Below are 22,923 nucleotides of genomic sequence, written 5' to 3' on the forward strand. Positions count from 1 at the left end.
GAGGCTATTGAAATTTTTTATTGCTAGTTAAATTTAGACACTGCAAATTTGGCTGTGAAATTCATCTTTTTCATGTAAGAAGAATTTACTCCTGCTTGAAATTGAACAGAAAAATTACCGTCTTTTTGTGCTTTGAATACGCGACCGTATGGTGAATTAGCATTGTATGTGCCAATTACTTGATCATCTGCATCAAAGACTGTATAAGAAATTGGGAACCCGGAATTTTGTACAAAGACCGTAAGTTCTTCCCCTTTATTAAGATTAAATGATTCTTTTTGAGAAACTTCATAGGAACTCATAGAGTAATATTTTGTAACTTCTTGAATTTCTAAATTAGTAGTTGCCGCACTCGCTTTAGGTGCCTCTGCTCCTGGTAAATTCATACCTGATAGTACTGCAATTCCTAATGCCCCTGCTAAAATAACTTTTTTCATAATGCTAGTTCCTCCTTTAATATATTGTGAGATTTGAAAAGGAAGTGAAAATATCACTCCTTGAAACCATTATAGTTACAACGAGAATGATTTTCAATGGGGAATGATATGTAATTCTGCATACATAAGATGTCGATATAAGGTAATCTATCCGAAGTTTAAAGTATTCTTAAAAGAAGTAGAGGACAAATTTTCAAAACTATGAATGGGATGGTAGCTGGTTTTTACATACGTTGGTTTTATAAGTGAATATTTTGTTGTTTTTTTATTGTGTATTATATGTAAATAAATACTCAATTGTTGATAAAGTTGTATAATTCGGAATTATTAAACAAAAATAAGATGTTATATGTTATAATAAAGGTGCAATAAGGTTCAGCATCCTAATTTTATTGTGTATATTTAGCCTATGTATGTCGTTTGTATTAAAAATAAGAAGTCTCTCAAAAAGAGGCTTCTTATTTTTTGTATGGAGGGGGTATTAAAGATGATTGATTATTATCAAATATTTTTAATTATCATGGCAGGTATTGCCTTGCTTTTTTATATACAACATGCTGGAAAATCAACGAAAAGAAACAAATGGAAATTCTTTGTTGTAGTATTTTTATTTTTCCTTTTGAATTATTTATTTCTTAAATTCGTATAGGTAATTGTAGGAAGGCATACGTTTTTCATTCTAAAATATAAGAAAGAGAAGGGGGAATCCTTCCTTTCACGATTCAGTATGTCAATGTGAATATTTAAAAATGAAAAATGTATCTAAAGATGATTATCTATGACAGTACACGTTTTCATTTCGAAAAATTATTAGTTATTACATATGGCCTAAGAAGTATTTTTGATAAAGCTTTATTCTAAAATTGCATTAAGAAGAATTTTTAAGACAAAAAGAGGGTTACAGGAAAAAAGTCCAATAACCGTCATAATTTCTGTGTAATTTTAATAAATTAGTATGTGATAATTTAACTATAGGGTTATTTAAATGTAATGAAGGTAAAAGAATAGTTGAGTATGAAATTATGAGATTTTGTATTCAATTGTTAATTTTAGTTATACGTGTTTAGCCTTCACTTACATCCATGCTCTTAATATAGTAAGAAACTTAATAGGAGGGGACTAGTAGTATGAATAAAAAAATTCTAGGGCAGTTTAGAAAAATGGCTACAAGTAAAAAAGGATTAAGTGCTGCTGCAGTAGCAGTGGGAATTATGAGTACAACTCTTATTCCTCAAAATGCCTATGCACATGGGTTTGTTGAAAAGCCAGGTAGCCGTGCAGCTTTATGCAGTCAAAATTATGGAGCGCTGAATTCTAATTGTGGAAATATAATGTATGAACCGCAAAGTTTAGAAGCTCCTAAAGGGTTTCCACAGGGTGGACCAGCAGACGGGAAAATTGCTTCAGCATGGTGGGATTCTTGATCAACAAACGGCTGATCGATGGTTTAAGAATACGGATTAAGGGCGGAGAAAATACCTTCACTTGGAAATACACAGCTCCTCATTCAACAAGTCAATGGCACTATTACATCACGAAAAAGGGATGGGATCCAAATAAACCTTTAACAAGAGCAGACTTCGAGTTAATTGGTACTGTAAAACACGATGGTTCTAAAGCGACTAATAACTTATCACATAAAATCAATGTACCAACTGATCGTAGTGGGTATCATGTTATTTTAGCTGTTTGGGATGTAGCTGATACTGTAAACGCTTTCTATAACGTGATTGATGTGAATCTAATAAATGATGAAAAACCAGATAAAGAGGCACCAACCCAGCCATCTGAATTAAAAGTAATAAAAGCTACTTCAAATAGTGTAGAACTTAATTGGAAACCTGCAACAGACAATGAAGGGGTGAAAGAATATCAAGTGTTACGTAATGGGGAGTTAATTAATACTGTAGTCGGTACTAGTATAATTGATAAAAAATTAAGCCCAAACACAGAATATACGTATACAGTAAGAGCAGTAGATGCTGCAGGGAATATATCTGAGGAAAGTGAAGCACTAGTTATTAAAACAACAGAGGAAAAACCAGATACAGAAGCACCGACCCAGCCTAAAGGATTACACAGTATGGGAACCACTACGAGTAGTATTGATTTAATGTGGGGTCCATCGGAGGATAATGTAGATGTGAGCCATTATATTGTATACAGAGAAGTTGGAGGGACCATGAAAGAAATAGGTACTGCTAATACAACTTCATTTATGGACAAAGATTTGCAAGCGAATACAGCATATAAGTATGTTGTATCTGCTGTCGATACATCAGGTAATGAATCAATGAAAAGTGATGCCATCACAGTTATAACAAAAGGACAAGAAAACTCTTATGAACAATGGGATGCGCGTAAAGCGTATAAAGCAGGAGATAGAGTAGTTCATGAGAATAAGGTGTATGAGGCAGTTCAGAGTTATCAAGGGAATGGAGATCCAAATTGGATTTTTGCATTGTCATTATGGAAAGAAGTAAACTAATGCTGTAAATAGTGAATCCCTTTAGTGTTTAAATAATGGGACAATTATAAGAGAAGGTATTCCTATTTTTTAACCCTTAATATTGTTTGAATATCAATTTCTGCATCTTCAATACCTATTAATAGGGAACGTAACCTATTAATAAAACTATTATTCAAAGTACCTAATACGAATAAAAAGATTAGGTACTTTGAATAAATATTTAATAGATAATAAAAACAATAAGATATGAAGCAACCTTATTATTTAATTTGCTAATGTAATTGGCGCTGTGTACATTGTATCAACGCGTCCATCTGCATGTGTTACTTCAATTTTCATGCGATATGTTCCTGGTTCAGAAATTGCTCCACCATTGCCAGTCTCAGCATCAAAATCTTCATATACATTTGTTCCAGCTGGTAATAATGAACCAAAGTGAAAATCAGCGTCATAATAACCCCAACCAGTATTGTATTGTTTTTCAAAAGATGCTGTGTAATGTACATCATATGCATTATCATTTGTTGCTCGTAGAATGATATTTTGTCCCAGTCTGTATTTCGTATCTGAAAGTTGAATTGTAAAATTATTTAATGTTTCTTTAGGACCACAAATGTAACGACAATATTCGCTCGCTCCATCAGCATGAGCTTTCGGTGTTTCCACATTCATTGCTGCTAAACTGCCAAGAGCCAATGTTCCCGCTAATAATACTTTACTAAATGTTTTCATTTGAAATTCCCCCTGAGTATGTTTTTAATTCATTCAACAGATGTCACATCAAGTAGTTTTATAACATTAAGCAAATTGAATGCTCTTTTTTCTTGAGTACATTTGCTACCAATCTTCCATCTTGTAGGAATTCAATCTGTACATAAAATTCGATGATCTTAAATCCTACATATGTATCTTAATGTACATTGAATAGATCCTTTAATATCTCGATGATACGTTTGGTTTATTTACATGTATCACCTCTTCATTACCGTTTATTGGTAAAATGATAATTTCATTATACATAATATTGGAAGCTACTAACAAGAGACAATAACTTTGATATAGCTATTATCGAGAAATAAAGGCATTAAATAAAATGTTTTATACAAAAGTTGCAGATTCCCACTTTGAATAGTTTTTCTTATCACGGGGTTCTTTTTGGTCTATATAATTTTAGTTAGTTAAAAAGTTTAAGTATTTTGTGATTCATGTAATGCCTTAATGCTATTAAATATTTAATAATTTTGATAGTAAATTCTGCTTTATTTGCTATTAACAAATCTTTTACATACATACTCAATGGAATCTTTTTTGAAGTATTCCAAGAGTAGAACAGAGGTTATTCATGTACGAGTGTAATAATAATTGTATATTAATATATAATGATTATTACATTTTATGTTAATATATATTAGGAAGAGATAATATAAGCTGATTAAAATTATTTGTAATAATAAATTTTAGAAATAAGGGGATTACAGTATGAAACTAACAAAAATGCTTTTATTAATAGGAGCTACACTTGCTACGACGACATTAACATCTTTAACGAATGTACAAGCAGACACAACATTTAAAGATGTTCCTGCAAGTCACTGGTCTTATGATGCAATTATGCATCTAAAAGATAAAAAAATGATAGCTGGGTATGGAAATGGAATGTTTGGATTAGGCGATAATATTACGCGGGGACAAGCAGCTCGTCTGCTATATGTGTATCTACAGCCATTACTTGTAGGTGATAGGTTTGAAGATCAATTTAAAGATGTAAAAGGTACTATGTTTGAAAAAGAAATTTATGCTGTTGTCAGTTCTGGTCTTATGAATGGATATGGGGATAATGAATTTGGTCCAAATGATGTATTAACTCGTGAACAATTGGCGGCCATTTTACAAAAAACATTTAATTTAAAGCAACAATCTATTACTACTTTTAATGATGTGGAAAAAAATTATTGGGCTACTGAGGCGATTAGTGCCCTACAAGAAAACAAAATTGCTGTGGGCACAGGTGACAATTTATTTGAGCCTAAAAAAGTAGTAACTCGTGAGCAATATGCACAGTTTCTATATAATGCAATGCGTAAGTTAGAGAAGCCGGGACAACCTGAAGTAATGCCGTTGGGGATACCGAGATCCATGGTAACAGATGATTTCACTTTTAATAAATCGTTAGTGGATATTGTTCTCGTGTATAGTAAATCTATATCTAAAGAGGCGCAGAATCTCATTAAGGAGATAAATGAGAAATATAATCTAGATATAAAGTATTGGGAGACAAGTGCTGTACTATATTTAGCTTCATCTAAAATGTTAAAAGAAAATAAAGATTGGTATGGACCATTGAGTATAGATGAAAAGGGCGGTAATAATTTTACTATTAGCTTCGAAAATTATAACCCATCTATTGAGTTGACGAAAAGATGGGTTACTATGATATACCCTGATTTAAATCTAGACAAAGAGATTGATCGATTGGTCAAAAATGTAAATGTAGAATATGCCTTTGATAAAGGCCGACATAAAATAAAAATGGGACAAACGGCTAATTATAAGGGCTGGTACATTTATATTGGTGAATAATTAAGATTTTCCAAGAGTTTAAACTGATAGAAGAAGTTAGTATTTTGATTAAAGAGGCAAGTAATTGGATAGAAACAAACATTCACTATGTAGCGTAGATTTTTAATAAATTATGAAAAAACGTAGAGTTGATTCATATAACCCTGTTATGAATCAGTATTGTATGAAAAATGTAACTTCTAGGAGCTAATTTGAGTAAAGCTAATAGCAATGATGAAGTTTATAAAAGAAAATAGGGAAGAGCATTTTCGTAAATTAATTGTTAATAACGAGCGGGAAATTGCAAAAAAGAAGAGTTAATCAAAAGTTAACTCTTCTTTTTATTTAAAAATAAACTTAATTTCTATTCCCGTTATATCACAGTTTATTAATTAGATTGTGTATAAGGTCAATTTTTACTATAAGAGAGATTTAAATGGGGTTAAATTAGCATTCGTAAGCCCAATTTTATAGAAAAATAAAGGGGTTTCTAATAATTATTTTGGGATTATACATTTAAAATTAGGTATAAGATAATTGGGCGAAGTAAAAGTGATAAAACGTACTATATTCGTTCGTATTATTTGGGTTAACTAAAAGACGAAATAAAAAGGATATTTTAGGTTAGGGAAATTTAAAAGGCCTTGTCATTATAGACAGGGCCTTTCAAAAAGGGACACAATTGACAACTGAAGGTGACTTCATATTACCATTTTTGGTATTTTAATTCCAGGTATCTTTGTTGAGAAATAAAATGATTATTTTGTAGAGTGTGAGATGGGGGATATTGCTTATCAATTTTTCAGGACGTGAAGGCAAAAGCAGAATTCTTTATTTGCTTTAAACAAAGGATAGGAGAAGCACTTTTGCTTAGCAAAGCGTGTTAAACATAGATCAAAGTTATGTGAAAAACTGTTTTCAGGATAGGTTTCCTTTTTGCTTTAAGAAGAGAATAAATTTTCTCAACAGGACAAATCGTAATCATCTATAAGTACTATTTATAAGGATAATAAGAAAAATAGAAATTAATAATAAAGGAGAATGCGTAATGAAAACAGTAGTAACTGATAGAGATCTAGCTGAAATCCGCGAAGAAGACGTAGATGTTTTAAAAGTAATGGCACATCCGGTACGATTACAAATTGTAAGTGAATTAATGCATCATAAAATATGTAATGTTACGCAGTTAACGGAAATATTAAAACTCCCACAATCTACTGTTTCACAGCATCTATCAAAATTAAGGGGAACCGTACTTCGTGCAGAAAGAAAGGGATTAGAGATGCATTATTATATAGATAATGCTAAAGCTCGTCAGATTGTAGGAATCTTAGGTTTTTAGATAAATAGTATGTGAAAAGTTTCCTGTCATAAAGCAGGAAACTTTTCTTGTATGTTTAACAAATTGTCCACATTTATCATTTTAGTCAAGGAGTGTGAAGGGGCACTGCTCAGTGAGTAGGTGGGAGATGAATTGGCTTCGAACAAGGGATGGCAGGAAGCGATTGTTCAACATACATAAAGTGTCAGCTTTTATATACTGTTACGTATAAAAAACGTTTTGTATTATGAGCAAGTACATGCTATTCATATGAGAAAAAGTTGTTAGTTAGATAAATTTAAAAACCTTATAATAGAATTAATTAATATAATTCTATTATAAGGTTTTATTTTAAATATAATAATATTTACTGTGATTTTTTATCGAAGAATAAATTTAAATCTGTTTTGTCTGTGTCATCTGCTAAAGCGTTGTGTATAATATCATTTAATAATTGCATTTTTTCTTTTTCAAAGAATGGGACACTAATATGATAAGGTGTTCCTGCTTTTTCAATTCTTAATATTGTTTGAATGCCACTACCTGCAATTCCAATACCTATTAGTAGAAAAATTAACCCACCAATAAAACTATCACTTAAGGTACCTAATCCAAATAAGAAGATTAGAATTCCTAAAATAATTGGTTTGAAAAAATACTTGGTAGATAACATAGCTCCTGAAATATTTTTTAGAGGAATGTTTTGTTGGTCTTTACCAGCAGGAATAAATCCTAATAATGTGTTTGATAAATTAGTTTTTATAAACCTATTATCAACGTCTACTCTACCTTTTATCCAAAAGAATAATAAGCTAGTCGAAAATTCAAGTCCTTTCATCTTTTCATCTCCTGTTATAAATTGTTAATAATAAAATTGCAATATTTGTATATTAGCATGAAAGGTAAATGAAGTATATAAGTTTTTATAAAAAGAAAGAAATTTTTTGAAGGGATTTATTATCCATATATAATTAATTTGATGAAAACGGTTTAATTATAAATAAGAAAGTGAAGGGGAACTGTTAAAAATTTGTATCTAAATAGGTGACTTACAAAAAATAGATATATTACTAAAATAATAATTTTTCTTATGCCTTACGGAAGTAAAGCTTGATTTTTAAAATTAAAAGATCAGTCAGTTCACATTATGTAGAAAAGAGAGTAAATGAATCCTATAAGAAAAAATAGAAAATACGTTTTTACTTCTAATTTAGGTACAATGAAAATGGAAAGATCACTTTGCGATACAATAATAAAAAATGGTCGTTCCTCAGGGCTATACTTAATATTTGTGAAATACAAAATATCCCCTTTTGAAGAGAGGATGTAAGAATTGAAATTGTTTTGTTTCATATTTTTTCGTAACGTTTTTAAGCGATTTTGTAGTTGATAGTTTAATCATCAATTAGACGGAAAATTTGGTGTTAAAAAATGAATTAATATAAGATAGTAAGTATTAATTAATCTGTATAAGGAAGTGAGTAAGTATGAAGAGAAAAATATCAGTTGTTGGTGCGGTAATTGTTAATGAAAATAATGAAGTTTTATGTGCATTACGTTCTCCTAAAATGACGTTACCGAACTATTGGGAATTTCCGGGTGGTAAGATAAACAAGGGAGAAAAGCCACAAGTTGCATTAATTCGTGAGATTAAAGAGGAGCTTGGGTGTAAAATTGTTGTAGATGAGAAGGTGGAGGAGATCGAGTACGAGTATGAAACTATTGTTGTTCATCTTACTACATATAAAGCAAGAATCATGGCAGGTGAACCTAAAGCTCTTGAGCATGCAGAGCTAAAATGGATGAGTATTAAAGATTTAAAGCATTTAAAGTGGGCACCAGCTGATATTCCTACTGTAGAAGCACTGTAGGAATGTTTGAATGAAATACTCTTGAGAATTATAATTTTATTATGTAATATATAATTATATTGTTAGTTTATTTGATTCCGTTTATTCCCACACCTTATGTGTTGTGGTTGAGTTGTAGAAGCAAGTTGTGTTCTTGTTTCAATTTTGAAAGGGCTTCTTTGAGCCGATTAGTGTATATAGCTTATTTTGCCATGCACAATTAATCGACTTAAAGGAGTCCTTTTTTATTTGTTTAAGTGGATATATAAAGTAGGTATTAAGTTAAAGAGAAATATGGTTGTTTAGAAAGAATGTGTAATGACGAATTAATACATATAGCATCTAACTAAAAGAGCTATATGAAATCACAGTAAGAATGATCTTAAGTAGAAACAAGAGAGAAAAGGTATAAGTACATAGGAAATTAAATTCTCTAACTTTGAAGAGAACCTAATATTTATTTATAGAAGGGGAGAAGGTCAATTGAGAACAACTCAAGAAAGATACGTAATTAATGGGGAGTATGTAATAGAACGTGAGGCTCTACATAATGAGATTATTGAATCATTTTTAAATAAACATTCACAGCAAGAAAAAGAACCGGAAGCCATATTACTTGGTGGTGGTTCTGCTGCTGGAAAAAGCTCAATAGGAGAGTTAGTCAGTAAGGGGTATAGACTTAAGAAGAAACATTTGATTTGGATAGATTCTGATAAGGTCAAAGAAAAAATACCAGAATATCAACAATTAATGGAAACCGGGGATACAGAATTAATAAAAAAAGCAGCTTTTTTGGTTCATGATGAAAGTAGTGATATTACCATGAAACTTTTAAAAATCTGTATAAAGAGAAGAATAAGCTTTATGTATGATGGTACAATGAAAAATGTAGAGAAATATAAAAAATTGATTCAACAATTAAGACAAGCTGAATTCAGTATTAACGCAATCATTGTGGATGTTCCAATAAAGGTTGCTTTAGAACGATCAAACATACGTTTTAAACTAACAGGAAGATTGGTTCCGGAACATATTATTGAAGAAAGCCATATGAAAGTAGCAATTACATTTTGTAAAATTAAAGATTTGATAGATTGTTATACTTTATATGATAATACAGGTCAGCAACCAGAAATGTTTGCCTTTAAAGAATCAAAACAGGCAAAAGAAATTATTGTTGATGAACCTCGAAATAATCAATTTTACGAAAAATCAGCTCTTGTTTTTTAGAGGATTTACATCTAAAAAGTTTTATAAAAGAATAATAAGATTTAAATTCTATATTCTCCTGACAGCTTATGATATAATGAGTATAGGAGGCGATATGAATGGAATTTAAAGAACTTATGAAGTATTTAGAAGAAAACAAAGAAGAGCATTTTCATGATTTAATCGCTAAAAATGAACGGGAATTGGAAAAAAAGGAAGAAGAGAAATAAAGAATTTGCAACAAAAGAGTTGACCTTTTAGGTCAACTCTTTTGTTTTCATAAGTGAGTATTTAGTTGAAAATCTTAATTTTTGAGTAAAGGGATTTACAAAGTTTTATAGTGGTTACAGGAGTGAATAGTTTAGGATTAAAATAGAACTTATATCACGTGATTTAATAATAGCGTATGTGCTACTTTCGTAGATATTTCTGTGATACATATTAACACCATTGTGTAGGGGATTTAAATTATGAAGTGTAACAGTAGAAAAAATCTTATAAATTAAGAAATGTATGATAGATGAGTAATATACATTTAAGCAGGCTATTTGCTAATCATAGAAGAGTTTTTTTAGTATTATATTAATTAGAATACAGCGTAGTAAATAAACGCTTTAGGAGAGAATATATGAATCATTTTATTGTTATGCAAGGACATACTTATCAAGAGGAAAAAGAATTAGAAATTATTTGGTCACCTAAAAAGGATAGAGGCGGTAATGTACCACATTCATGGAAAAGAATGATGGATGTAAAAGAGGGAGATCGAATCTTTCATTATGTAAAAGGGAATATTGTAGCAATTAGTATCGCTGAAGAAGATTGTAAGGAATCGAATAAACCATCGATTATGAAAAGCCATGATCAATGGAATGATGAGGGCTATTTGGTATCTTTAAAATATCATGAGTTAGAAAAGCCAATTAACATACGTGAGAAATTTGAGGAGATATCGCAGCTGTTGCCAATTAAATATTCACCTTTTCAATCAGATGCGAAAGGAAATCAAGGATATTTATATCCATGTAATGAAGAATTAGCCCTTAAATTAATTGAACTAATTAGTGATTTAAATATTTATGAGAAGAAAAATGAGCAATTAGAATTATCAGTTGATGAGGTAAGAAGGACTGATAATAACACATTAATCCCTGTGATATCTGAAACGGAATCAGAGGTAAAAGCTACAATTCGAATTGGACAGCAAAAATTCAGGAAAGCATTAATGGAACTATGGAACGGAAAATGTGCATTATGTGGAATAAATTTGCCAGAGTTGTTAAGAGCGAGTCATTCAAAGCCATGGAAAGATAGCACAAGTATGGAACGATTAAATTCTTATAATGGTGTGTTACTTTGCTGTAATCATGATGCCTTGTATGATAAAGGGTTTATTACATTTGATGGACAAGGCCGACTGCATATTTCTCCATTGATAGTAGAAACAGATTATTTAACATTTGGATTAACACCCAAAGCTAAGATAGAAATTCACTCAGAAAATAAATTATACTTTAAGTGGCATAAGAAGAACATTTTTAAAACAAAATAGTAGAATTTATCATCTCAAGTGTATGAAGAACATAAGAGAATTGAAGGAGATTGCTACATGTATAACTGTAATCAATGTGGTACAGAAATGATTATGCAATTGCAAGATAGGTATAGAGAATATTGTCCAAAATGTCATGAACTCAGGCCAAGTAGCTTAGTATATTATAATTTACATGAGCTACTTGAATATATGGAAGCAAATGAATACATGAGTAGGGAAAGTATGTTACATAACTTTCTAAAGTGGGAATTTGAGTTAACGAATGGAAGTGTATTTAAATTATATTTAGATGTAGATAGATATGAGCAAGTCGGTGATGAGAGCCTTTCAAAGCAACTAGAGGAATATATGAAGGGAATCCGATTAAAATTAAATGTTAAATATGAGGACGATTATATTTGGATTAAGGTGGATTAGTTGAGGCTCTATATAAAGTGCGTGTTATTTTGAAAAGGTAGTATGGAAAAGAGAGGAGATTAATAGTGATGCAAGATTTACAAAAGGCAGTAATAAAATTTCGAGATGAGAGAAATTGGGGGCAGTTTCATAATGCAAAGGATCTGGCAATTTCATTAAATTTAGAGGCAGCAGAATTACTTGAAACTTTTCAATGGAAATCTAGTGAAGAAGCAACAGAAACTAAAATGCAGGAAATGAAAGAAGAAATAGCTGATGTTATGATTTATTTGCTGATGTTAAGTGATAAATTGAATATTGATTTAGAAGAGGCAGTACATGCTAAGTTACTCAAGAACGCAGAGAAATATCCAGTAGAAAAGGCATTTGGAAAAAATAAAAAATATAATGAACTGTAAAACGATTATTGTTTTACAGTTTTTTTGAAATAAATATGTAAAAGAAGAGGGATGGGATTTTGAGTATTATGTGTGTATTAGATTTAAACAGTAGACAATATTCATTACTCTCAAATATTCTTTAACTTAAAAATTGGGGGCATTTAATTGATATCAGTTGCAGCAAAATTATCTTCATTTGAAATAATTCAGAAGAAGCGAAAAGATTTTGAGAAAGGCTGTACGAAAGATTTTGAAATTGATACAGTACCAGTAGTCTATATTCAACGAGATAAGAAAAATTTATATGTAGGTAAGTCCACAGATATATATGAGCGTTTCGTTGCACATTTATGTGATGAAAGTAAAACATTCAATGAAGTTATTGTAATAAAAAGCGAATTATTTAATGAAAGTTCAATTAAGCATATTGAAACATTGTTAATTGAATATTTATCTGCAGATGATAAATTTAATTTACTGAATAAAGTAAGGGGCCAAAAGATTCATTCTTATAACGGGATTGAAAATGTTCAGAGTATGTTTAAGGAAATTTGGAATCAGTTAATTGAAGAAGGGGTAGCTAGTGAGAAGTTAGGTGAGATACATAATAAATTTATTTATAAATATTCACCATTTAAAGAGCTATCGGCTAATCAAATTGAAGTCTGTAAAGACATTTTTAATACAATGATTACCACATCAAATAGTAGACATTTGATTACAGGGGACCCGGGTACCGGCAAAACAATTGTATTAACAAACATCTTATATGCGCTTGCCTATGACAATGAAACTGGTAAAGCGCGAGAGGGATTAAATTTTGAAGATATAGCACTTGTTGTTCCGCAAAATCATTCATTAAATTTATATAAGGGCTTAATGAACAAACTAGGTCTACAAAGTATTACAGTACTGTCACCTTCACAATTTATTAAGCAAGCAAAAAGTAGGGACAAAAAATATAAATATGTTTTTGTGGACGAAGCGCATCGTCTGAAACAATATTTTGGTAAACAAGTACGTGATTTAAAACATTTAGTCACTGATAATGGTTATACAACTGAGTTGGAGTTAATAGAAACATTTGCGTATCACTTAACTGTGGTTTATGATCCATACCAAACAATTCGACCTGCAGATATAGATACAGATGCATTCCAACGGTTGACAGCGAATTATAAGAGGCATCCCTTACATAAACAATTCCGTTTAAAATCTGGAGAGCAATATCTAGCATGGCTGCGTAAATATCTACAAATAGCAAATAATGTAGGTGTTTATGAGGAAGGATTATTACAGCCTTTCCCGAACGAGAAAGCCCCTCGCCTTTAGGCATGGAATGAAAGTGAGGTTGGATAAGGAGTGCTACTAAAAACCGCAAGGTTTGTGGCACTCTAAGTATCCAAAATGTCGGTATCTTTTATTTTTTCATCTTTCGCGTTGCAGTTTTATAACCTAACTGATACAACGCAAACGTGATGAATGATTATAGAAGAACCAAAACAACCGTGTCATTAATTAACTATCATTTTGTGTTTTGCCCACGATACAGAAGAAAGATTTTTCTTAATACAAAAGTAGAAGAACGTTTCAAAGAGTTGGTTCAAGGAATATGCGGAGAATTGGATATTTCTATTGTTGCAATGGAATGCGACAAAGACCACGTTCATTTGTTCTTAAACACACCACCAAAACTTAGTCCTGCTGATACAATGGCAAAAATTAAAGGAGTGACATCAAAACGTTTGAGAGAAGAGTTTCCTCATCTTCAACACTTGCCGAGCCTATGGACGCGTTCTTATTTTGTTTCTACTGCTGGAAATGTATCAAGTGAGACAATAAAACATTATGTTGAAAATCAAAAAACGAGGGGGTGAAACTTGTGCCACAAACCATCACAGTTAAAGTTAAATTGCTTCCAACAAAACAACAAATCATGCTATTGGAACAAAGTAGCCACGAGTATATAAAAGTCATTAATGCCCTTGTATCTGAAATGGTTGAAGCAAAGAAAAGCACGAAGAAAAGTACAAAGGATATTGAGGCCAATATCCCAAGTGCGGTGAAAAATCAAGCAATTAAAGATGCGAAAAGTGTATTTTCTACAAAGGTGAAAAAGAGTAAATACAAAATCGTTACGATTCTAAAAAGACCTGTTTGTGTATGGAATAACCAAAACTATTCATTTGACTTCACGCACATTTCAATTCCGTTTATGGTAAACGGAAAGTCAACTCGTTTAAAGGTTTGCGCTTTATTAAACGACAAATATAATCGCAATTTCGAATTGTTGAAGCACAAGTTAGGTACACTCCGTATCACGAAGAAATCTGCTAAATGGATTGCTCAAATATCTGTCACGATTCCTACAAACGAAAAAACGGGAACAAAGATTTTAGGAGTAGACTTAGGTCTTAAAGTTCCTGCGGTAGTCATCACAAATGATGATAAAGTTCGTTTCTTCGGGAACGGTAGGCAAAACAAATTTATGAAACGTAAGTTTCGCAGTGTTCGCAAGAAGTTAGGAGAAGCTAAGAAACTAAATGCCCTTCGTCAAATTGATGATAAGGAACAACGATGGATGCAAGACCAAGACCACAAAGTAAGTCGTGAAATCGTTGATTTTGCAACGGATAATAATATTTCTGTCATTCGATTAGAGCAACTAACGAACATTAGACAGACGGCACGAACAAGCCGTAAAAACGAAAAAAATCTACACACTTGGTCATTCCATCGTTTAGCACAATTCATCGAGTACAAAGCAACATTAGTTGGCATAAAGGTCGAATATGTGAACCCTTCTTATACAAGTCAAACATGTCCGAAATGTTCTGAAAAGAACAAGGCGCAAGACAGAAAATACAAGTGCCAATGTGGATTTGAGAAACATCGTGATATCGTTGGGGCGATGAATATTCGCTACGAATAGTCAATCAGCCTAAGAACCTATATGGTCTGTCTTAGGAGGGGTGATGGCACACCCTCATCTTGAAGGCTGTTCAAAACAGAAATGGACTGCGAATGCTTAGTCATTCAAGAATCCCATCCGTTACACCGTAAGGTGTAGGACTTGCGGCTTTAGACGTGGGAGTGTCAAAGGGTTATGACTTTAAAGTAATGGACTCTATTACAGAATTAAATGATTCTATCAAATCTTTAAATAAAGAATATGAATTATGTCGTGTAGTCGCAGGCTATTCTTGGAAATGGGCTACACAAAAGGATAAGAATCTATATGATATAAAAGATCCTGTTACAGGTAATACATTTATATGGAACTCAAAGGTAAAAGATTGGATTAATTTTAAAAACAGTGTAGAGGAAATAGGGTGTATTCATACTACTCAAGGTGCTGATTTAAATTATGTTGGAGTGATCTTAGGAGCAGAAATTGATTGTTATTACACAGGTGAAGAAAATGGAGACTATGATTTGAATAAAGCAAAAATCATCGTCAATCCAAAAGAGTATAAAGATCGAAACGGCCTTCCGATTAAGGGAACGGATTTAAATAATGAAGAGTTAACATCCTATATTAAACGTATTTATTATGTATTGTTATCACGAGGGATAAATGGATGTTATGTCTATGCAGTAAATCAAAATATGCAAAAATATTTAAAGGAAATAGTAAAAGTAAGTCAATAAATAAAAACAGAGCCTTAATAGTGAAAACGTTGGAAATTTAGATAAGTTATGTATAAGATGAACAAAAATAAGGAGATGTCCTAGGACATCCCTTTATTTTTGCATAAATTTAATTATTACAAATGTAAATCGTAAACGAAATCTATATAAATGAAGGGGAGAAGTGGTAAGGCAGGCTTAGTAAGCTTGGATCTAATGCCGAACAATGTAAACCTTTTCTTCTGACAAACACATCCAAAGTTATTAATCAAACCTATTAAACGATACGCGGAACAACAAAAGACAGGGAGCTGAGAAATGTGCAAATTAAATGTAGTAATTGCGGATTTGAACAATATATGAAAGATCATAAATTCAATAGAGATTATAAAGATGATTACAATAAAGCTTTATTTGTTATGTGTGGAAGAAATGCTTGCGATACTTCCCAAATTAAAATCCCGAATGGTTATATTAGAGAAGCAATGTGGCTTGGTTCGTGGTCGATTGTAAGAGATATAACTTTAGACGAATACAGAGGTCTTAAAAGAGCTAGATTTATTAGAAAATTGGCTGAAGAACAATGTCCCAAATTGTAATAGTAAAAATCAAGCTGAAAATCTGAATACTATCAACTAAAAGTAAAAACTGTTAAAGTTGAAGGATTGGAAAATTATGATTTTTTTGCACCTGAACAGGTAGAAAAAGGTGTGATTCTTGCACCATCAATGGATATATATACCTTAGGACAAGTCTGTCAATGGTATGTATTCGGATACACGCATAAAGAAACAAATAGAAAAATTACTGATGTTTTAAATTCAAACCAAACAAAAATTATTGAAACAGTGGCGGTTAAAGGAAAATGGTCTAAATAACTATTAATAGAACGACTCGCATTTTTCAAAAAAACTTAAAAAAGCCTTACTACACACAAATTGTAGTAAGGCTCTTACTATTCAAGATAAAAAGTTAACGACTTTATTATCTCTGTACAAATAAGAATTAGAAAATTACGTTACTATCCTCTCCGAAGAAAAGAGACTTTATTTTAACTTCCCTATTGATAGGTTAACACGATAATTCCCATATTTTAATAGTCGCCCTAGAAAGTTATCCAATTCGTCATTAGAAGCAAAATGTGTTTTTAATAAATAACATCCTTCACCACTTACACGATGTACTTCAGATATTTCTTCTTCTTTTTGAAAGAAGTCCATAAACTCTTGATGATTAGCTGATGTTACAAACAAAGTAACAAATGCAGTCACTGTTTGTCCTAGTTTGATTCGGTTTATTGCGATTGTATATTGTTCAATAATCCCTAGATCCTCTAATCTCCTAATTCGATTTCCTACAGCCTGCCCAGTCATATGTATTTTTTGACCTAGTTCTTTCCATTGTATTCTTGAGTTTTCTCCTAATAATTTTAGTATCTCAAAATCTGTTTGATCAATGATATAAACCAATCCTTTCACCGTGAAAGTAGAAAACCAGAAAGTGTTTCGCCAACTGATTCTGCTTATCAATACAATTCACTATACTTAGTTTATCCTCTTACATCGCATTGTTTATTAGTTATATTCACTTATAACACAGAGGACGCAACAAAAAAATACATCTAGATTTAAAGGAGGTTACTAATATGTTATTACAAGATATTTTATCGTTCAATGAACAATTTGTAGAAAATAAGGAATACGCTCTCCGTGAAGCAACAAAAATGCCTAAAAAACGTATGGTTGTTGTTTCTTGCATGGATGCTCGTTTAATTGAGCTACTTCCAAAAGCTTTAGATATACACGATGGGGATGCAAAAGTTATTAGAAATGCAGGTGGTAAGATTACTTCTCCTTTCGATAGTGTTATGCAAAGTGTTGTAGCATCAGTATATGATCTAAATGCAGATGAAATCTTTCTTATCGGACATCATAGATGTGGTGCGAGTCAAACTAATCCAAAAGGAACACTTCAAAAAATATTAGACCGTGGAGTAGCTTCACCAGAAATTTTATCAGCTATTGAATATGCTGGTGTTGACCTTGAAAAATGGTTATTTGGATTCGATGATGTCTGCGATTCGACTCAAGCTAATGTTGATTTAGTAAGAAATCATCCACTTATTCCAAAAGATGTTCCTGTACATGGTTTAGTTATTGATCCTCACACAGGTAAATTAGATTTAGTAGTCGACGGATATAAAACATTAGAAGGTATGAAACATTAATTATTACTTATATGAAGGGAAGTTATTAGATATGAATAGACAAGAAGCTACACAAAAAATTATGGAAGCAAAAATCGCAAAAGGGTTAACATGGGAAGAAATTTCAAAAGTCAGTGAAAACTCAGAGACTTGGGTTGTAACAGCATTATTAGGTCAGGCTACAATGACACGTCCGGAGGCAGAAAAAATCGGTAAACTATTAGAATTAGATGAAGAAGTAGTGCAGGCATTAACAGTAGTTCCACTTAGAGGTCAAGTAATGCAAATGCCTCCTACTGACCCAATCTTATATCGATTATATGAAATGATGTTACAATACGCACCAACTCTTAGAGAATTAATCTTAGAAAAAGCTGGCGAAGGTGTAATGAGTGCAATCAACTTCAATCTAGGTGTGGATACACAAGAAGATCCAAAAGGTGGCGATCCTCGTATCGTTATTACACTTAATGGGAAATTCTTACCATTCCGTACATGGTAATTAATTAAAAATCTATCTATATAGTTAATATGATCTTATAAATTTACAAAATCCATCCTTTTTAATCAAAGTGTATAGAAAGGATGGATTTTTACTATGAGATTCTTTTTCGGTAAAGGAGAATAATATGAATAAAAAATACTTTAATACGAGCTTTAGTATTCTACAGTGGTTTGTGTTTCTATTAGCAAATGCAATTGCATTACCTATCATTATTGGCGGCATATTCCATTTATCAATAGAAGATATTTCAACATTAATGCAGCGCACTTTTTTAGTCGTGGGAGTAAGTTCATTTATACAAGCTTTGTTTGGACATAACTATCCCATTGCGGATGGTCCTGCTGGTTCATGGGTAAGTATATTTGTCATACTGGGACATGTCGCTATGCATCAGGGACAAAGTGCAAAAGACGTGTTGCAACTTTTAGAAGGTGGGTTAATTATTGCAGGTATATTACTCTTCGTTCTTGGTGTAACAGGGCTTGTTCATCGAATCTTACGTTTATTTACCCCTTTAGTTACAGGGACTTTTCTTTTAATCTTAGCACTTCAGCTTAGTGGTGTGTTACTAAAAGGAATGATGGGATTAGAAGGATCTGCAACTCATCCTGACTATCCAACAGCTACTATTGCGCTCTTTGTTTTTGCCCTTATTACTTTCTTATCAATTAAAGGGAAAGGATGGATGAAAAGTTACGCTGTGTTACTTGGAATTTCATGTGGTTGGCTTTTGTATGCTCTTTTAGGAAAATCATCTTATATGCCTACACACACAACGCTAGTTAAGTTACCAGAGATATTTGCTTGGGGCACACCTAGATTGGATATTGGAATGACCCTAACTGCAACTTTATTTACATTTCTTTTAGTTGCAAATACAATTGCGGCTATTTCAGCTGTAAAACAAGTTGCTCCCTTATCTAAAAAAAATGATAAGCAAACACTGAACCGTGGTGTATGGGTCGGAGGTATGTCACATATTATCTCGTCGTTGTTTTCTACAATTGGTATTGTACCATTACCTGCATCAGCAGGATTTATTCAATTAACAGGACAAAGAAAAATGAATTCGTTCCTTATAGCAAGTCTTATATTAGCAGGAATTTCTTTTATTCCCTCAATCGTAAGCTTTATATCTTTGCTTCCGGGCCCTATTGCCAATGCTGCACTTTTAGCAACATTTGTCCAAGTAATAGGCATTTCATTTCAATCGATTTTACGTGAAGAATTAAATCAACGCCGATTAACTATATTAGGAATTACATTATTAATCAGTTTAGGAATAATGTTTCTTCCAGAAAGCGCATTTAGCGGCATTCCTTCTTCCTTACAATATGTTTTAAGGAATGGCTTACTCGTGGGTACCGTGATTGTCATTCAATTGGAACAGTTTTGGAAAGAGTAAAGTATTTATATACTTTTTTATTTGGAAGAAAATAAGGAATGAAAATCATCATATGGAAATATTTTAAAATATCTTGATATAAACCTATGTATTTTGTAATATATAGGTATATTGTTAGTTTATTTGATTCCGTTTATTCCCACACCTTATGTGTTGTGGTTGAGTTGTAGAAGTAAGTTTTGTTCTTACTTTAATTTTGAAAGGGTTTCTTTGAGCCGATTAGTGTATTTAGCTTATTTTGCTATGCACAATTAATCGACTTAAGGAGGCCTTTTTTGATTGGGTTTAAACAGGTATTAACATATATTTCTGTAGATAATAACAAATTAAAATAGGAAGTTTATATAGGGGAGAATAAATATGAGTAATTGATTTGTACATCAGGGGAATTGGAGAGATATGTAGTTTCTTAACGTTAAATGTATACACGGATATATGAAACTGTGATTCTAGAATAGATACACAATAGATTTACGAATTGCAACAAAATAACTATAGAGAAGTTTCGTAGAAGACATAAACGTACTTATTATTAGAAGAATAAATTGAAGTCTACTATTAATCTTAAAAACGTATCAATTGATACGTTTTTTCTTGTGTTTCTAGTAAATATGAGGTACGATTTGAAAGGGGAAAGAATTTTAATGCATATTAGCTTTCAAAATAGGGAGACAAAAAAGCACATTAATTTTACAATCGGGGAGATTGAGCAGTACATATTAGAGTTTAAAAAATTAATTAAAAATAATCGATTTACGGTTTCTCGAAATGAAAAAAGGAAAGAGAATAGTGAATTTTTAGAGGCTAATAAGATTAACGCTAGTAAAGTGAAAGAGATTCTTCTTAATATAGGAGTACGTGATTTTTGTTATGCGGTTGATAATAAAAATCCAAATTTTGCTCATGAAAAATTGTATATCTTTTGTCCACAATATGAGCTAGATGATTGGGGACAAAAGAAGTCGGTAGACATATATATTAAGACGAATCTGATTGAAAATAAGGATAGGAACAAATACATGATTGTTGTTTCTTTTCATAAAAGGAATAAACCAGTCACTTATCTTTTTAGGTAAAGATAAGTGACTAATGGTTTTAGAATGAGGGAGGATTTTTATGTTGGTTTTATGTGAGTTTTGTCGAGATATGGTAAAGTATTCTACTAAAGATGTTCCAAAAGTGACGGTCATTAGAGGGAAGCAATATCATTACGTAGGTAAAGAAGCAAATTGCGCAGAGTGTAAATCTGAAATATTTGTTCCTAACATTCATGATTATAATTTAGAACAATTAGATCATGTATATAGACAACAGGAACAGTTAGTTACTATTTCTGAGATAAGAGAGATTTTAGAAAAATATAAGATTGGAAAACGTCCGTTATCTTTGCTTTTAGGTTGGGGAGAGGTTACCTTAACAAGGTATGTAAATGGAGATATTCCGACAAAGCAGTACTCGGATATATTGAAAAGATTAAGTAGGGATCAATCTTTTATGCTAGATATTCTGGAAAGAAATAAAGATTTAATTACTCAAAAAGCATATAGGGTCTCTAAAGAAGCAATTGCAAAGCTACAAGAAAACGAGGATTTTACTTCTACGCAAGCTACGAAAATCGAGGAAGTTGCTAACTATTTGTTATATAAAAATGATGATGTTACTCCTTTAGCTCTTCAAAAACTTTTATACTACTCGCAAGGATTTTGTAGGGTGTTTACTGGAACATATTTATTTGAAGATGATTGTGAAGTAGGAAGTCACGGCCCGGTATATCGAGTTATTTTTGATAAATACAAAGGATATCAGTACGACAATCTTGAAGTTAATTATGATAGTACAAATCAGTTAACTCAAATAGAAAAGGAACTATTAGAGTGTGTAGCTAATACTTTAGGGTGTTATAGTGGGAAGAGTTTAGAGAAAATGATTCTATTTGACTTACCATGGGCAGTAGCTGATCTAGAATTAGAAGATAATGATTTGTGTAAATCTATCTTAGAAAAAGAGGAGATAGATAATTGCTTTAACACAATGAAACGGACATATAATTTAGTTACTATTTCTGATATTAAACAATATAGCATAAGAGTATTTGGTAATATAAACAAGTAAATATTGTAACTATATCATTTTTAATATGATTGATATATACATTTTTTACTGTTAATCAGAACTCTGTAAAGGTATTAAAAGATAATACTAATTACAAAATATTAGGAGTACAGAATATAAACACTTTTACCACGATGTAAATTTGCATATTAAATAAAAAGTAAAGTGAATTGATACATTATATGGTAAAATGATATATATGAATGCGCTTTATGAAATAAATTTTATGCTTTGGACCTTTAGCTCAGCTGGTTAGAGCAAACGGCTCATAACCGTTCGGTCGTAGGTTCGAGTCCTACAAGGTCCACTTATAAACAAGGAGAAAGCACTCAAATGAGTGCTTTCTCCTTGTTTATAATAAATAAAGGGGATTGTGACATGAAAATAATTGATTTAGAGACAGAAAGAAAAAAGAAGGGAAAATTAATGGTAACTATTCCAATTATAGAACTAATGTATGGAGAAAAAGGGGAAATTGAATTTAAAGTAGTAGGAAAAAAAGTTGTTCCACAATCCATGTTAGAAAATTAAACTACTTATAATTCCTATAGGCTATAAGGTCGTTAAGTGGGAAATTTCTAAGTACGGAAACCTCGTGGATTCTAATTGATTATGCTATCCCAGTGGTTCCTAAGGTTAAGAGATGAATTTCTTTTGTGTTGTGTAAAAAAGTGCTACATTTCTATCTCAAAATGTTTGATTTAGTTACTTTAGGACAATATAAAATGAAAATTAGGATAGAACTAAAAGAAAACATATTAAGGGAAGATGTTTTTTAGCATTCATTGCTTTGAAAAATAGACATTTATGGTAAAGGGAATTTACTTTAATTCCATAGTTGTGGAAACGTTAAAGTAGAATTTTAAT

Annotated in this window: 22 protein-coding genes, 1 tRNA gene and 4 pseudogenes; 22 read left to right on the forward strand and 5 right to left on the reverse strand. The window is 31.6% G+C overall.

Going from position 1 to position 22,923, the window contains the following annotated elements; all coding sequences use genetic code 11:
* Positions 1-23: 23 nt before the first annotated feature.
* A complete protein-coding gene (locus ACUN0F_RS04950; RefSeq protein WP_445539210.1) occupies positions 24-437 on the reverse strand; it encodes a hypothetical protein in 414 nt (137 codons plus the stop codon).
* Positions 438-924: 487 nt separating this feature from the next.
* On the opposite strand from ACUN0F_RS04950, the gene ACUN0F_RS04955 reads away from it, so the two are divergent.
* Both ACUN0F_RS04955 and ACUN0F_RS04960 read left to right on the forward strand, forming a co-directional pair.
* Positions 925-1,086, forward strand: coding sequence for a hypothetical protein (locus ACUN0F_RS04955; RefSeq protein ID WP_445539211.1), 162 nt, complete (start codon positions 925-927; stop codon positions 1,084-1,086).
* Between the two features lie 478 nt (positions 1,087-1,564).
* A pseudogene (locus ACUN0F_RS04960) lies at positions 1,565-2,925 on the forward strand (lytic polysaccharide monooxygenase).
* 246 nt (positions 2,926-3,171) lie between these two features.
* Here the strand turns inward: ACUN0F_RS04960 and ACUN0F_RS04965 are convergent.
* Positions 3,172-3,639: a hypothetical protein gene (locus ACUN0F_RS04965; RefSeq protein ID WP_149214112.1), complete on the reverse strand. Its 468-nt coding sequence runs from the start codon at positions 3,637-3,639 to the stop codon at positions 3,172-3,174.
* A gap of 747 nt (positions 3,640-4,386) precedes the next feature.
* On the opposite strand from ACUN0F_RS04965, the gene ACUN0F_RS04970 reads away from it, so the two are divergent.
* Together ACUN0F_RS04970 and ACUN0F_RS04975 are read left to right on the forward strand one after the other, a co-directional pair.
* On the forward strand, positions 4,387-5,487 hold the full coding sequence (locus ACUN0F_RS04970) for an S-layer homology domain-containing protein (protein ID WP_445539212.1): 1,101 nt from the start codon (positions 4,387-4,389) through the stop codon (positions 5,485-5,487).
* Between the two features lie 1,027 nt (positions 5,488-6,514).
* The gene (locus tag ACUN0F_RS04975; RefSeq protein WP_087983701.1) at positions 6,515-6,808 is read left to right on the forward strand and encodes an ArsR/SmtB family transcription factor; all 294 of its coding nucleotides are present in this window, start codon (positions 6,515-6,517) and stop codon (positions 6,806-6,808) included.
* 346 nt (positions 6,809-7,154) lie between these two features.
* On the opposite strand, the gene ACUN0F_RS04980 is transcribed toward ACUN0F_RS04975, so the two are convergent.
* Positions 7,155-7,625: a hypothetical protein gene (locus ACUN0F_RS04980; protein WP_087983702.1), complete on the reverse strand. Its 471-nt coding sequence runs from the start codon at positions 7,623-7,625 to the stop codon at positions 7,155-7,157.
* Between the two features lie 302 nt (positions 7,626-7,927).
* Positions 7,928-8,152 (reverse strand): annotated as a pseudogene (locus tag ACUN0F_RS04985) (aminopeptidase P family N-terminal domain-containing protein); the annotation flags it as partial.
* Between the two features lie 122 nt (positions 8,153-8,274).
* Between ACUN0F_RS04985 and ACUN0F_RS04990 the strand changes: the two are divergent.
* From ACUN0F_RS04990 to ACUN0F_RS05040, 11 genes and pseudogenes are all read left to right on the forward strand, one after another.
* A complete protein-coding gene (locus tag ACUN0F_RS04990) occupies positions 8,275-8,658 on the forward strand; it encodes a (deoxy)nucleoside triphosphate pyrophosphohydrolase (RefSeq protein ID WP_087983704.1) in 384 nt (127 codons plus the stop codon).
* 462 nt (positions 8,659-9,120) lie between these two features.
* Positions 9,121-9,867: a zeta toxin family protein gene (locus tag ACUN0F_RS04995; RefSeq protein WP_327989274.1), complete on the forward strand. Its 747-nt coding sequence runs from the start codon at positions 9,121-9,123 to the stop codon at positions 9,865-9,867.
* A gap of 607 nt (positions 9,868-10,474) precedes the next feature.
* Positions 10,475-11,398, forward strand: coding sequence for an HNH endonuclease (locus tag ACUN0F_RS05000; protein WP_087983706.1), 924 nt, complete (start codon positions 10,475-10,477; stop codon positions 11,396-11,398).
* Between the two features lie 57 nt (positions 11,399-11,455).
* The gene (locus ACUN0F_RS05005) at positions 11,456-11,818 is read left to right on the forward strand and encodes a hypothetical protein (RefSeq protein WP_149214117.1); all 363 of its coding nucleotides are present in this window, start codon (positions 11,456-11,458) and stop codon (positions 11,816-11,818) included.
* A 68-nt stretch (positions 11,819-11,886) separates the two neighbouring features.
* Positions 11,887-12,216, forward strand: a complete 330-nt coding sequence (locus tag ACUN0F_RS05010) for a nucleotide pyrophosphohydrolase (protein WP_087983708.1) — start codon at positions 11,887-11,889, stop codon at positions 12,214-12,216.
* Positions 12,217-12,363: 147 nt separating this feature from the next.
* Positions 12,364-13,503: pseudogene (locus tag ACUN0F_RS05015) on the forward strand (DNA/RNA helicase domain-containing protein); the annotation flags it as partial.
* 170 nt (positions 13,504-13,673) lie between these two features.
* Complete coding sequence (gene tnpA / locus ACUN0F_RS05020; protein WP_445539213.1) at positions 13,674-14,075, forward strand: IS200/IS605 family transposase; 402 nt, start codon at positions 13,674-13,676, stop codon at positions 14,073-14,075.
* 5 nt (positions 14,076-14,080) lie between these two features.
* On the forward strand, positions 14,081-15,130 hold the full coding sequence (locus tag ACUN0F_RS05025; RefSeq protein ID WP_445539214.1) for an RNA-guided endonuclease InsQ/TnpB family protein: 1,050 nt from the start codon (positions 14,081-14,083) through the stop codon (positions 15,128-15,130).
* A gap of 158 nt (positions 15,131-15,288) precedes the next feature.
* Positions 15,289-15,849, forward strand: a pseudogene (locus ACUN0F_RS05030) (DNA/RNA helicase domain-containing protein); the annotation flags it as partial.
* Positions 15,850-16,148: 299 nt separating this feature from the next.
* Positions 16,149-16,427 (forward strand): hypothetical protein, encoded by a 279-nt coding sequence (locus ACUN0F_RS05035; protein WP_445539215.1) that lies wholly within the window; start codon positions 16,149-16,151, stop codon positions 16,425-16,427.
* Positions 16,428-16,493: 66 nt separating this feature from the next.
* Positions 16,494-16,706, forward strand: coding sequence for a hypothetical protein (locus ACUN0F_RS05040; RefSeq protein ID WP_445539216.1), 213 nt, complete (start codon positions 16,494-16,496; stop codon positions 16,704-16,706).
* A gap of 168 nt (positions 16,707-16,874) precedes the next feature.
* Here ACUN0F_RS05040 and ACUN0F_RS05045 read toward each other — a convergent pair whose 3' ends face one another.
* Entirely contained in the window at positions 16,875-17,306 is a 432-nt protein-coding gene (locus ACUN0F_RS05045) for an Lrp/AsnC family transcriptional regulator (protein WP_327989249.1), read from the reverse strand.
* Positions 17,307-17,473: 167 nt separating this feature from the next.
* Between ACUN0F_RS05045 and ACUN0F_RS05050 the strand changes: the two genes are divergently transcribed.
* The 7 genes from ACUN0F_RS05050 to ACUN0F_RS05080 all read left to right on the forward strand — a co-directional run bounded on the left by ACUN0F_RS05050 (position 17,474) and on the right by ACUN0F_RS05080 (position 22,587).
* A complete protein-coding gene (locus ACUN0F_RS05050; RefSeq protein WP_327989250.1) occupies positions 17,474-18,055 on the forward strand; it encodes a beta-class carbonic anhydrase in 582 nt (193 codons plus the stop codon).
* A 31-nt stretch (positions 18,056-18,086) separates the two neighbouring features.
* Positions 18,087-18,536, forward strand: coding sequence for a cyanase (cynS, locus tag ACUN0F_RS05055; protein ID WP_001081567.1), 450 nt, complete (start codon positions 18,087-18,089; stop codon positions 18,534-18,536).
* A gap of 127 nt (positions 18,537-18,663) precedes the next feature.
* Complete coding sequence (locus tag ACUN0F_RS05060) at positions 18,664-19,944, forward strand: purine/pyrimidine permease (protein WP_445539217.1); 1,281 nt, start codon at positions 18,664-18,666, stop codon at positions 19,942-19,944.
* A gap of 644 nt (positions 19,945-20,588) precedes the next feature.
* Complete coding sequence (locus tag ACUN0F_RS05065; RefSeq protein ID WP_445540805.1) at positions 20,589-21,020, forward strand: hypothetical protein; 432 nt, start codon at positions 20,589-20,591, stop codon at positions 21,018-21,020.
* Between the two features lie 40 nt (positions 21,021-21,060).
* Entirely contained in the window at positions 21,061-22,056 is a 996-nt protein-coding gene (locus ACUN0F_RS05070) for a type II toxin-antitoxin system antitoxin SocA domain-containing protein (RefSeq protein WP_445539218.1), read from the forward strand.
* Between the two features lie 233 nt (positions 22,057-22,289).
* Positions 22,290-22,363, forward strand: a tRNA-Ile gene (locus ACUN0F_RS05075).
* A 71-nt stretch (positions 22,364-22,434) separates the two neighbouring features.
* Positions 22,435-22,587 carry a hypothetical protein gene (locus ACUN0F_RS05080; protein ID WP_327989179.1) on the forward strand — a complete coding sequence of 51 codons (153 nt, stop codon included), beginning with the start codon at positions 22,435-22,437 and terminating at the stop codon, positions 22,585-22,587.
* Positions 22,588-22,923 lie beyond the last annotated feature (336 nt).

This window comes from Bacillus sp. 1A, assembly GCF_052682215.1.